Source organism: Streptomyces sp. NPDC047081, from assembly GCF_040643775.1.
Taxonomy (GTDB): Bacteria; Actinomycetota; Actinomycetes; order Streptomycetales; family Streptomycetaceae; genus Streptomyces.
The window spans coordinates 51,285-63,724 of the sequence record NZ_JBEYUY010000038.1 but is presented as its reverse complement, the minus strand read 5'-3'; the positions used below and the strand labels follow the sequence as shown (position 1 = coordinate 63,724).

The window sequence follows — 12,440 nt, the reverse complement described above, 5'->3', positions numbered from 1 at the left end:
GAAGGGTACTCCGGGAGCGGTCGGCGGTGCAGCCGGATGGACAGGGTCTTTCTCAACTACGCGGTCGCCAGTGGCCGTTCTGCCAGGAGAGCTCGTCCGGAGTGAGCGGATTCATAGCCGTGACGTCCCTCGGGGCGATGGAGAAGCCCTGCCAGTGGACCGGCATGGGCTGCTGGTCCTCGTCCCGGGCGATGTGGTGGAAGCCCACGTTCATCCAGACGATCGGGTGCGTGAGGGTCTGGCCGTTCACCCACTTGTCGACGGACTTGCCCGCCCCGGCGGGGCAGTTGCCCGGGTTGTTGCTGGCGAACTGCTCGCACTTGTTGTACTCGGTGAAGTACACGTCGTGCTTGGTGAAGCTGCGCCCCGGGTACCTCGTGGTCGCACCGGGGACTATCTCGTACGAGCGCGCGTGCCCGTCCTTGTTCTTGCCGGTCGCGCTGACCATCCGCCACCAGCGGTAGGTCTTGGCGTCGCCCGCGAGTTCCTTGGTGACCTTGGTGCGGGTGGTCTTGTTGGTCGGCGCCTGCTGGCCGTGTGCGGGCGCGGTGACGGCCGAGTCGTACTGCTCGACCTTCCCCTTGGAGGAGCCGTCCAGGCCGAAGTCCAGGCGCCAGAAGACGTTGTGGCTGTGGCTGGTGGCGTAGGCGCTGGCGTTCTTGCCGATGGGCCAGCCGCGGCCGTCCCCGGCGTCGTAGTCGTCCCAGGAGAGGCTGCCGGTGGCGCCGACGTTCATGTTGATCGTGCCGTCGTCCTGGAAGCGCCACTCCGTCATGTACTCGTACCAGCCGACCTGGTTGACCGTGTAGACGAGGAGGTCCTTGCCCTGCGCCTGGTAGACCTTGTTCGCCGTGTCGCCCTGCATGCGGTACGCGTGCCCGCGCGAGCGCGTGGTGGTGCACAGGCCGTTGACGTCCGGGTGGTCCGGGTCCCAGGAGTCCGGCACCTTGACGGACTTGATGGTGCCGCCGGGGCACTCGCCCGGTGCCAGGTTGACCAGCCCCTGGGCGAAGCCGAAGCCGGTGAGGTCGTCGTACTCGACGCTGCCGTCGTCGTAGGGAACGTCGATCTGGGCCAGCCGGGCGCTGTTGAGGACCTTGATCGGCGCGGCCTCGCCCTTGGGCTGGTAGGAGACGTCGTCGAGGACGAGTCCGGCCTTGCTGTCGTAGCGCCAGCACATCCGCCAGGTCGTGCCGCTGGAGAGCTTCTGCTCGATCTTGTAATTGGCGCTGCAGTCGGCCACGGCGGCGGTGGCGGCCTTCGGCTGGGCGGCGGCGGGTCCGGCCCCGGTGGTCGCGCCGGCGGCCAGCGCGGCCACCGAAAGGCCGACGGCCGCACGCGTGCGTGCACGACTCGTTCTGGTGGTGGGCATGAAAAGGTGACTCCCTTACCGGAGGAGCAAGTTGGAAAAGTGAACGGGCGAGCGGCTCAGCCGCGCTTGAGCTGTGCGACCTTGCGGGCGCTCAGGTCGATCACGATCGACCGGGCGTCGATCCAGGGGCCGTTCTTCACCTTCGGGAACAGCCGCACGCAGCGGTGCTCGCCGCACTTGTCGAGGACGGCCGGCTGGGAGCCGGGAGTGGCCCGGTACACCGCGCCGTTGAACAGCAGCTGGTCCGGCGAGGTGAGTTCCTTGCCGGTGGCGTCCTTGTAGTCGGCCTTCAGGCCGGCGCCGAGCGGGTCGGCGATGAGCAGCGCGGCCGCCTCGGCGTTCTCGGCCCGGCTGAGCGGCGGCTGCACGCCGTGCTGGACGCCGGTGTCCTCGACCTTGCCGGTGTCGAGGTTGACGGTCTTGGTGACGAGGGTGTCGTTCTTGTAGTCGTAGAACGTCACGTCGGCGCGCCGCGGCGGGTTCGGGTCGTCCGTCTCGTCGTTCTCCGGGTCGGCGAGATCGACGGACAGGCGCTGCGGGCCGCGCTTGCCGTCCACGTTCTCCGCGGAGTTGAGCAGCTGCCGGTTGGCGGCGAGCTGCGCGGCCCGGTTGATCTCGTCGTCGGTGAGCGGGTCACCGCCCTTGCCCTTGTCGCCCTCCGCGGGCGCCTGCTCGACGACGCCCGCCGGTACGGTCCCGTCCTGCTGCGCGGCCTGCGTACCCGCCTTGCCCCCGCCCGTCTCGTCGGCCCCCGCAGTCCCCGGCAGGGTGATCCCGACCATCACGGCGGTCCCGGCCACCGCGATGGCCGCACCGGCCACCACCTTGCCCAGATGGCGGTGCACTATCTTGCGCACATCTTCCCCCTACTCCCCCTTCTTTCACGGGAGTACGTGTTTGCCCCACTGGTTTCGGCATACCGCGTATGCACTGGTCGGTCGGTAAGAGGGACGTAAGTCATAGGTGGTTCCATCACTTTCGGGGAGACTCGGGGCGAAGGCGCCCCCGGGGGCGTGCTCCAGCTGAAAGAGTCGTGTCCATGCAGGTCTGGCCTGGCGAGGCGTATCCGCTCGGTGCCACGTACGACGGCGCCGGCACCAATTTCGCGGTCTTCACGGAGGCCGCGGACCGAGTAGAGCTGTGTCTGCTGCACGACGACGGCTCGGAGACGGCGGTGGAACTGCGCGAGAGCGACGCGTTCGTACGGCACGCGTACGTGCCCGGCATCATGCCGGGACAGCGCTACGGCTTCCGCGTGCACGGCCCGTACGAGCCGGGCCGCGGCCAGCGCTGCAACTCGGCGAAGCTGCTGCTCGACCCGTACGCGCGTGCGATCAGCGGGTCGATCCGCTGGGGTGAGGAGGTGTACGGCTACCACTTCGCCGCGCCCGACAAGCGCAACGACCTGGACTCGGCGCCGCACACCATGACGTCGGTCGTGGTCAACCCGTACTTCGACTGGGGCGACGACCGGCGGCCGCGGCGCGGCTACCACGAGACGGTGATCTACGAGGCCCATGTGAAGGGCCTCACGATGCAGCACCCGGGCCTGCCGGAGGAGCTGCGCGGCACCTACGCGGCGCTCGCGCATCCCACGATCATCGAGCACCTGGTCGAGCTGGGCGTGACGGCGCTGGAGCTGATGCCGGTCCACCAGTTCGTCAACGACCACCGGCTGGTCGACATGGGCCTCAACAACTACTGGGGCTACAACACGATCGGCTTCTTCGCCCCGCACAACGCGTACGCCTCCTGGGGCGACCGCGGCCAGCAGGTGCTGGAGTTCAAGTCGGCGGTGCGGGCGCTGCACGAGGCCGGCATCGAGGTCATCCTGGACGTCGTCTACAACCACACGGCCGAGGGCAACCACCTGGGCCCGACGCTGTCCTTCAAGGGCATCGACAACGCGCAGTACTACCGCCTCACCGACGACCCGCGCTACTACATGGACACCACGGGCACCGGCAACTCCCTGCTGATGCGCTCCCCGCACGTCCTGCAGCTGATCATGGACTCCCTGCGCTACTGGGTCACCGAGATGCACGTCGACGGCTTCCGCTTCGACCTCGCGGCGACCCTGGCCCGCCAGTTCCACGAGGTGGACCGGCTGTCGTCGTTCTTCGACCTGGTGCAGCAGGACCCGGTGGTCTCCCAGGTGAAGCTGATCGCCGAGCCCTGGGACGTCGGCGAGGGCGGCTACCAGGTGGGCAACTTCCCGCCGCTGTGGACCGAGTGGAACGGCAAGTACCGCGACACCGTGCGGGACATGTGGCGCGGCGAGCAGCGCGCGCTCGCCGAGTTCGCGTCCCGGCTGACCGGCTCCTCGGACCTCTACCAGGACGACGGCCGCCGCCCGCTCGCCTCGATCAACTTCGTGACCTGCCACGACGGCTTCACCCTGCACGACCTGGTCGCGTACAACGACAAGCACAACCAGGCCAACGGCGAGGACAACCGGGACGGCGAGAGCCACAACCGGTCCTGGAACTGCGGGGCGGAGGGCGAGAGCGACGACCCGGCCGTGCTGGAGCTGCGGGCGCGCCAGATGCGCAACTTCGTCGCCACGCTGATGCTCTCCCAGGGCGTGCCGATGATCAGCCACGGCGACGAGTTCGCACGCAGCCAGCGCGGCAACAACAACGCGTACTGCCAGGACAACGAGCTCGCCTGGGTGCCGTGGCCGGCCGGCGACGAGGAGGACGACGAGGACGAGGGCGGGCTGACGGCCTTCACGCGCGCGATGGTGTGGCTGCGCAAGGACCACCCGGTCTTCCGCCGCCGGCGCTTCTTCCACGGGCGGCCCGTGGAGGGCACCCACGACGAGCTGTCGGACATCGCCTGGTTCACCCCGGAGGGCCGCGAGATGACCCAGCGTGACTGGGACTCGTCGCCGGCCTCCGCGCTGACTGTCTTCCTGAACGGCAACGCGATCTCCGAGCCGGGCTCCCGGGGTGAGCGGATCACCGACGACTCGTTCCTGTTGATGTTCAACGCCTCCCCGAAGACCCTGGACTTCGTCGTCCCGGTCAACCACGGCCGGCAGTGGCAGGTGGTCGTCGACACCTCCCGCGCGGAGGGGGTCCCGCCGGACACGGGCCCGAAGGTCGCGGCGGGCGACCGGCTGACACTGGTGGACCGCAGCCTGACGGTGCTGCAACGACCCGTCTAGGCGGGCGTGCCCGGCCGCTCGTCGGGCACGCGCGCGTGGTGGACGCTTTCGGTGGCCCGTCCGGTGTACGACGCCGGGCGCGCCGCGAGTGCGATCGCGCAGGCCAGCGCGGCCGCCGTGCTCGCCGTGGCGAAGGCCGCCACGGGGCCGTGGGACTCGGCCAGGCGGCCGGTGAGGGCGACCGCGAGCGCCTGGCCGCCGACGATCGCACTGGTCGCGAACGCCATCGCCTCCGCGAGCCGGGCGGGCGGCACGGCCCGCTCGGTGAGCCCGAACACCGTGATGAGGTGCGGGGCGTAGGCGACACCGAGGACGGTGACGACCGCGTACAGGCCAGCCAGGCTGTCCGTCCACAGCAGCGGCAGGGACAGCAGGAACGCGGCCGCGGTGGCCGCCCGCCAGCGGGTGACGAGCGCGATACGACCGGGCACGGCGGCCATGCAGAACCCCGCGACGGCGCTCATCACGCCCATGGCGGCGTACACGAGCCCGGCTTGCTCCGACTGGCCGAGGTGTTCGGTGAGAGCGGTGATACCGGCTTGGCAGGCTCCGAACATGGCTCCCTGGAGGGCTAGGGCGGCTCGGAGGGCGTGGACGGTGCGGGGGATTCGGGGGCGGGTGGGCGGCGTCGGGACGGCACGGGGGCGTCGTGGCGTGGGGGTCGGGACGGGGCTGGAGCGTCGCAGCGTGGGCGTCGGGACGGTACCGGAGCGTCGTGGCGCGGGCGTCGGGACGGTACCGGAGCGTCGTCGCGCACGCGTCGCGACGGAACCGGAGCGTCCCTTCCCCGGCGTCGCGACGGGACCGTTTCGTGTCGCCGTCGCCGTCGCCGTTGGATGGAGCGCGAACGCCGTGCCGCAGACCGCCACCAGGACCGCTGCCGCCCCCATGGCGTACGCCGGATGCGCCACGACCGCCGCCACGCCGACCAGTGCCGGCCCCAGGACGAACGAGATCTCGTCCAGCGTGCTCTCGAAGGAGAGCGCGGCGCCGATCGTGGTGTCGGGGGCGTCCGCGCGGCGGGCCAGGGCGACCAGGCGGGCGCGGCCCAGGGGCCCGATCAGCGGGACGGTCGCGCCGGCGGCCGCACCCAGCAGGGCCAGCAGCGGCGTCGGCAGCCCCGCGAGCGCCCCAGCCACCAGACCGGCGATCGCGACGGCGTTGGCGAGGGAGAAAGCGAGGACGACCGTCCGCTGGCCGTGCCGGTCGGCGAGGCGGCCCACCAGCGGGCCGCACGCCACCTGGCCGACGGCGAGCGCGCCGCCGGTCAGCCCCGCGGCGCCCAGCGAGCCGCTGGTGCGGGCGACCAGCAGCACGCTGCCGAACTGGATCGTGGCCGTGGGCAGCCGCCCCAGGAAGGACACGACCGGCAGCAGCGCTCCCGTCAGCCCGACGACCTGTCCGTACGTTCGCCCCGTACTCCCCATCGCTCGACGCTAGCCACGCGCGCGTGCACACGTGCAGGGGACGATGACACGAAGGACGGCAGGAGGGGTACGTAGGTTTGCATGACACCTGAGCGATCCGAGCCCGTGGTGCCCACGGCCACGTACCGGTTGCAGCTGCAGCCCGAGTTCCCCTTCGCCGGCGCCGCGGCCGCCGTGCCGTACCTGGCCTCGCTCGGCGTCTCGCACCTGCACCTGTCCCCCGTCCTGGAGTCCGTGCCCGGTTCGGCGCACGGCTACGACGTCGTGGACCACGCGCGCGTGCGCGAGGAGCTGGGCGGCGAGGAGGGGCTGCGCGCGCTGGCGGTCACCGCGCGCGAGCACGGTCTGGGCCTCGTGCTCGACATCGTGCCGAACCACATGGCCATGTCCCCGCGTCACAACCGCGCCCTGTGGGAGGTGCTGCGGGAGGGCCCGAAGTCGCCGTACGCGCGCTGGTTCGACATCGACTGGGAGGCGCAGGGCGGCCAGGTGCTGCTGCCGGTGCTCGGCGGGCCCCTCGGCTCGGTCGTCGGGGACCTCCGGGTCGACAGTGGCGTACTGCGTTACTTCGACCACGCCTTCCCGCTGCGCGAGGGCACCGAGGAGCTGCCGCTGCCGCAGCTCCTGGACGCGCAGTGGTATCGCCCGGTGTGGTGGCGGCTGGCCCGCACCGAGCTCAACTACCGGCGTTTCTTCAGCATTTCGGAGCTCATCGGGGTGCGGGTCGAGGACCCGGAGGTGTTCGAGGCCACCCACGCGAAGATCCTGCGGCTGCTGCACGAGGGCGTGGTCGACGGCCTGCGCGTCGACCATCCCGACGGGCTCGCCGACCCCGACGGCTATCTGCGGCGGCTGCACGAGGCGACCGGCGGCCGCTGGACGGTCGTGGAGAAGATCCTTGCGGACGGCGAGCCCCTGCCGGCGTCCTGGCCGGTCGCGGGCACCACCGGCTACGACGCCCTGCGGCAGGTGGACGGGCTCTTCACGGATCCGGCGGGGTTCGGGGAACTCCTCGGCCGGTACCGGCGGTTCGCGGCCCCGCAGACGGACCGGGGCGGCGACTGGGCGGCGACGGTCCGGCGGGCGGCGTACAAGGTGCTCACGCACGAGCTGGCGGCCGAGGTGGACCGGCTGACCCGGGTGGCGAGCAGGCTGTGCACGACGGCGCCGGACCCCGCGCTGCGCGACCGCGCGCCCTGGGCGCTGCGCACGGCGCTTCAGGAGCTGCTGGTCCGCATGGAGGTCTACCGGCCCTACGCCTCCGGTGACGCCTCTGCCGTGGTGACCGAGGAGGCCGCGGCCGAGGCCCGCCTCGCGTTCGTCGTCCCGGAGGAGGCCGGCGCGGTCGACGTGGTACGGAACCTCGTGCTGGGGCGGGCCGGCGACGGGCCCGAGCACCGGGAGTTCCGGACGAGGTTCGCGCAGACCTCGTCCGCGCTGCGCGCCAAGTCCGTGGAGGACACGGCGTTCTACCGCTATGTGCCGCTGCTGTCGGCGACCGAGGTGGGTGGCAACCCGGGAAGCCCGGCCGTCTCCCCGGAGGACTTCCACGCCTACTGCGCGCGCGTGCAGCGCGACTGGCCGGCGACCGGGACGGTCGTGTCGACGCACGACACCAAGCGCAGCGCCGACGTACGGGCGGCGCTGGCCGTGCTCACCGAATGCCCGGGGCGGTGGGCGGACGTCCTGGCCGATGTGACCCGCGACGGCGACGGTGTGCCGGACGCGCAGCTCGCGTGGGCGGCCTGGCAGACGGTGTTCGGGCTCGGTGCGGCGGACGCGGAACGCGTGCAGGGCGCCCTGCTGAAGCATGTGCGCGAGGCGGGGCTGTTCACCAGCTGGACCGAGCAGGAGCCCGCCTACGAGGAGGCGGTCGCCGCGTTCGTGGCGGCGGGGCCGTGCGGGGCCCTGGGTGAGCACGTCGTCGCCCTGCGGAGGGCGCTGGAGCCGCACGTCCGGGCCAATGTGCTCGGTACGGCCCTGGTCCATCTGGCGATGCCGGGCGTGCCGGACGTCTACCAGGGCACGGAGGCCGAGTACCTGGCCCTCGTCGACCCGGACAACCGGCGCCCGGTGCCGTTCCCGCCCGAGGACCCCGGCGACAAGGGCGCCCTCACGGCGGCGGCGCTGCGGCTGCGCGCCCGGCGGCCCGACGTTTTCGGTGACGCGGCGACGTACGCGCCCCTGGCCGCCGAGGGCCCGGCGGCGGCGCACTGTTTGGCGTTCGCACGCTCCGGCGAGGTCGTCACGGCGGTGACGCGGCTGTCGCTGCGGCTGGCTGAGGCGGGCGGCTGGCGGGACACACGGCTGCCGCTGCCGCCGGGGCGGTGGGCCGATGTGCTCGCCCCGGAGCGGGAGTTCACGGGGCACGCACGCGTGGAGGAGCTTTTCGAGCGGCTGCCGGTGGCGCTGCTGGAGCGGGTTGACGCAGGCTGAGGGGGGCAGGGGGCTTCAGCCACTGACTGCTGTCACGGGCGTGCCCGGCTTCGGCCACACCTCCCGTAGCAGCTCCACGAAGGCCTCCGCGGCGCCGGTCGGCGGTACGCGCGCGAAGACGGTCATCTCACGCGTCCAGGACGGCTCGTGGGAGAGGACCGCGCAGTCCTCGCCGACCGCTCCGCGCACGATGTGCGAGGGCGCGACGCACACGCCGACCCCGGCGGCGGCCATGCGTACGGCCGTCGAGGTGTGCTCGGTCCACACGGCGGTGCGGGGCTGGAAGCCGGCGCGTCCGCAGGCCCAGTCGAGGAAGCGTTCGCCGTGGACGACGGGTTCCATGGCGCAGCGGATCCAGGGGCGGTCCGCGAGTTCGGGCAGGGTCACCGTCGTACGGCCCGCGAAGCGGTCGTCGAAGGGCACCACCAGGACCGCCTCCTCCTCGCCGACGGGGACGACGGTGCCGGGCCGGTCGGCGGGGGGGGGGGCCGACGGCGAGGTCGGCGGTGCCGCGCTCGACCTCCTCCTCCAGGGTCTGGGTCGTCGCGTACTCGTGCAGGTGCAGCAGCACTTGGGGGTGGGCCGCGCGCCAGCGGGCGAAGACGTCGGGAAGCACGCCGACGGCGACGGAGTGCACGGCGGCCACGTGCAGTTCGCCGCCCTCGGCACCGGCGGCGGCGCGGGCCGCGCGGCGGGCCTGGGCGGCGCTGCGGACGGCGCGTTCGGCGTGCGGACGGAAGGCGCGGCCCATCGGCGTCAGGCGTACACCGCGCGGCATGCGCTCCAGGAGTGCGCCGCCCACCGAGCGCTCGAGGGCCTTGATCTGGTGCGAGAGAGCGGGCTGGGTGACGTGCAGGGCCTCCGCCGCGCGCGTGAAGGACGCCTCGTCGACGACCGCCAGGAAGTACTCCATCTGCCGCAGACTCATCGCCGCCCCCGCTCGTGAACACCCCGACCCATAAACACCCTGCATCGGTTCCACAAGAACATTGCCTTGGACTCATGGCAAGGGTGGCCGGAGGGTGGAGTCATGGACGGCACAAAGGACTTGAGCACCGCGGATGTCATCGTCATCGGGGGCGGTACCGGCGGCTACAGCACCGCCCTGCGCGCCGCCGCGCTCGGCCTCGACGTCGTGCTGGTCGAGCGCGACAAGGTCGGCGGGACCTGTCTGCACCGCGGCTGCATCCCGAGCAAGGCGATGCTGCACGCCGCCGAACTCGTCGACGGCATCGCCGAGGCACGCGAACGCTGGGGCGTGAAGGCCAACCTGGACGGCGTCGACTGGCCGGCCCTGGTCGCCACCCGCGACGACATCGTGACCCGCAACCACCGGGGCGTGGAGGCGCATCTCGCGCACGCCGGCGTGCGGGTGGTGCGGGGGAGCGCTCGGCTGACGGGCAGGCGCACGGTGCAAGTCGAGGGCGCGCATGAGGACTCCGCGCCGGGTGTGAGCAATCAGCACACGCGCCCAGCGCACGATCACGCGCCGAGCGCGAGAGGCGCGCAAGCCTCCGGCGCGCACAACGTCACGCCCGGCACCCGCGATGAATACACGCCCCGCTCGCACCACCTCACCGCGCGCCGCGGCCTCGTCCTCGCCACCGGCTCACGCCCGCGCACGCTCCCCGGGCTCGAACCGGACGGCCGGCGCGTCGTGACGAGCGACGACGCACTCTTCGCGGACGCGCTCCCGGCGTCCGTGCTGGTGCTCGGCGGGGGTGCGATCGGCGTGGAGTACGCGTCGTTCCACCGGTCCATGGGCGCGGAGGCCACACTCGTGGAGGCGGCCGAGCGGATCGTGCCGCTGGAGGACGCCGATGTGAGCCGGCACCTGACGCGCGGGCTCAAGAAGCGCGGTGTCGACGTGCAGGCGGGCGCCCGGCTGCTGGACACCGAGGTGCTCGACGACGGCGTACGCGCGCGCGTGCGCACCGCTCGCGGCGAGACCCGTACCGTCGAGGTGGAGCGGCTCCTGGTGGCGGTCGGGCGGGCCCCGGTCACCGACGGCCTCGGCCTGGCCGCCGCGGGCCTGGCGACGGATGCGCGCGGGTTCGTCGTACCGGCGGACTGGGCGCGGTTGGAGACGGCGGTGCCCGGCATCCATGTCGTGGGGGACCTGCTGCCGCCGCCGTCGCTGGGCCTCGCGCACGCGTCGTTCGCGGAAGGCCTGCTGGTCGCGGAGGTGCTGGCGGGCGTGCCGTCCGTGCCGGTGGACTACGCGGCCGTACCCCGCGTCACCTACTCGTCGCCGCAGACCGCGGCCGTGGGGCTGAGCGAGGCTGAGGCACGCGCGCGTGGGCACGAAGTGGACGTCAACACCATGCCGTTGACTGCCGTCGCGAAGGGGATGGTGCACGGGCAGGGCGGGATGGTGAAGGTCGTCGCGGAGGCCGGGGGCGGGCAGGTGCTCGGTGTGCATCTGGTGGGCCCGCACGTGTCCGAGATGATCGCCGAGAGCCAGCTGATCGTCGGCTGGGACGCCCACGCCACGGACGTGGCCCGGCACGTCCACCCGCATCCCACGCTCTCGGAGGCCGTCGGCGAGGCCTTCCTGACGCTCGCGGGGCGCGGACTGCACCAGCAGTGAGCCGGGGCCCGCGCCCCCGGCCCAGCGGACCCCGCACCCCCGCTGGCCGCAATCGCCGTTCCGGCTGGCGGTAAATGCATCTGGGCGCCCCCTGGAGGCTCCCCCATGGTGACCTTGACAGTCACCGGAGACCGTGGGGTACTGCGGATTGCGAAGCCGGGCGGACGTGACGGGGGTGAGTCTCCTGCCGCAGCTGCGCTACCCCACCGTGAGCCAACTCGTCGCATCGGCAAGGTCGTTGGCCGCCCACCGGCCCGCCCTGTGCACGCTGCGGCAAGTGGGCGTCTCCCGCGCCGGCAGACCGCTGCACCTGCTGTCCGTGGGCCATGCCCGGCGCGCCGTCCTCGTCGTCGCGGGCGCCCACGCCAACGAGCCCACCGGCGGTCCCACCCTCCTCGCGCTGGCCGAACGGGTGCTGCACGAAAGGGAGTTGCGCAGCGACACGTCGTGGCACTTCCTGCTGTGCGCGGACCCGGACGGGGCGAGCCTGCACGTCACCCCGGCGCCGCGCTCGCTGCTCGACTACCACCTGGGCTTCTTCCGGCCGGCCGCCGAGGAGCAGCCGGAGTGGTCGCCGTCAGTGCTGCCGCCCGACCGGCTGCCGCCCGAGACCCTGGCGCTGACCAGGGTCATCGACGAGCTGCGCCCCTACCTGCAGGTGACCCTGCACGGGACCGATCTGGGCGGCAGCTGGGTGCAGTTGACCAAGGACATACCGGGGCTGGCCGAGCCGTTCGCCAAGTCCGCGGCGGAGCTGCACATCCCGGTGGAGACGGGCGCCTCGGACGCGGCGGGCTGGTCGGCGTCCGGGCCCGGCGTCCATGTGATGCCCTCGCCCGGCGCGGGCGCCGCGTACCCGAGCATGCCGGACGACGCCCGGCAGAGCACCTGGTACCGCACCCACCTCTACGGCGGGCTGACCGCGGTGGTGGAGGTGCCGATGTGGGCGAGCGACCTGGTGGACGACCCGGCGCCGCACCCCGCGCCCGCCGCGGCGATCCGGCGGCTGGCGCGGAGGCTGCTGCGGGACGGGCTCGAGGTCGAGCGGGTGCTGCGCGACGCCCAGCCGAGCCTGGAGGGCGTCGAGGGGCCGCTGCTGCGGGCCGCGAAGTGGGCCCTGGACCTGGTCCCGGGGCTCGCGGCGGACTGGATGCACACGCCGCCGGCCGACAACACGATGGCGTACGTCGGCAGCGTGGACGCGTTCGGGCGGCGGCTGCCGCTGCGGGCGGCGGCGATGCTGCTGCGGGTCCTGCAGGAGACCGACGACCGCGCTGCGCCGCGTCTGGAGCGGCTGGTGGCGGCCTGGAGCAACGCCTTCGCGGAGCGCTTCCGGGCGCGCTGGGTGCCACTGGAGCACCAGGTCGAACATCAGTCCCGTACCGTCGTCCTGGCGGCACGGCACGCGCGCGGCCGGGCGGCCTGAGCCGCCGCCGTCCCCTCGTC

General features: G+C 72.7%; 7 protein-coding genes and 1 pseudogene. 4 read left to right on the top strand and 4 right to left on the bottom strand.

Annotated features, from left to right (window positions below; translation table 11 throughout):
• Positions 1 to 52 precede the first annotated feature (52 nt).
• The gene (locus ABZ848_RS43585; protein ID WP_360841115.1) at positions 53 to 1,372 is read right to left on the bottom strand and encodes a copper amine oxidase; all 1,320 of its coding nucleotides are present in this window, start codon (positions 1,370 to 1,372) and stop codon (positions 53 to 55) included.
• A gap of 56 nt (positions 1,373 to 1,428) precedes the next feature.
• Positions 1,429 to 2,229, bottom strand: coding sequence for a Tat pathway signal sequence domain protein (locus ABZ848_RS43580; RefSeq protein ID WP_360841114.1), 801 nt, complete (start codon positions 2,227 to 2,229; stop codon positions 1,429 to 1,431).
• Positions 2,230 to 2,411: 182 nt separating this feature from the next.
• Here ABZ848_RS43580 and glgX point away from each other — a divergent pair, with 182 nt between their 5' ends.
• Positions 2,412 to 4,541 (top strand): glycogen debranching protein GlgX, encoded by a 2,130-nt coding sequence (gene glgX / locus ABZ848_RS43575; protein WP_360841112.1) that lies wholly within the window; start codon positions 2,412 to 2,414, stop codon positions 4,539 to 4,541.
• Here glgX and ABZ848_RS43570 read toward each other — a convergent pair.
• Positions 4,538 to 5,968, bottom strand: a complete 1,431-nt coding sequence (locus ABZ848_RS43570) for an MFS transporter (protein WP_360841110.1) — start codon at positions 5,966 to 5,968, stop codon at positions 4,538 to 4,540. The two genes, glgX and ABZ848_RS43570, sit on opposite strands and share 4 nt — an antisense overlap.
• 81 nt (positions 5,969 to 6,049) lie before the next feature.
• On the opposite strand from ABZ848_RS43570, the gene treY reads away from it, so the two are divergent.
• The gene (treY, locus tag ABZ848_RS43565; protein ID WP_360841109.1) at positions 6,050 to 8,404 is read left to right on the top strand and encodes a malto-oligosyltrehalose synthase; all 2,355 of its coding nucleotides are present in this window, start codon (positions 6,050 to 6,052) and stop codon (positions 8,402 to 8,404) included.
• Between the two features lie 15 nt (positions 8,405 to 8,419).
• Here the strand turns inward: treY and ABZ848_RS43560 are convergent.
• Positions 8,420 to 9,332, bottom strand: a pseudogene (locus tag ABZ848_RS43560) (LysR family transcriptional regulator).
• A gap of 102 nt (positions 9,333 to 9,434) precedes the next feature.
• Between ABZ848_RS43560 and ABZ848_RS43555 the strand changes: the two are divergent.
• Together ABZ848_RS43555 and ABZ848_RS43550 are read left to right on the top strand one after the other, a co-directional pair.
• Entirely contained in the window at positions 9,435 to 10,994 is a 1,560-nt protein-coding gene (locus tag ABZ848_RS43555; RefSeq protein WP_360841107.1) for an FAD-dependent oxidoreductase, read from the top strand.
• Positions 10,995 to 11,169: 175 nt separating this feature from the next.
• A complete protein-coding gene (locus tag ABZ848_RS43550) occupies positions 11,170 to 12,420 on the top strand; it encodes a M14 family zinc carboxypeptidase (RefSeq protein ID WP_360841105.1) in 1,251 nt (416 codons plus the stop codon).
• Positions 12,421 to 12,440 lie beyond the last annotated feature (20 nt).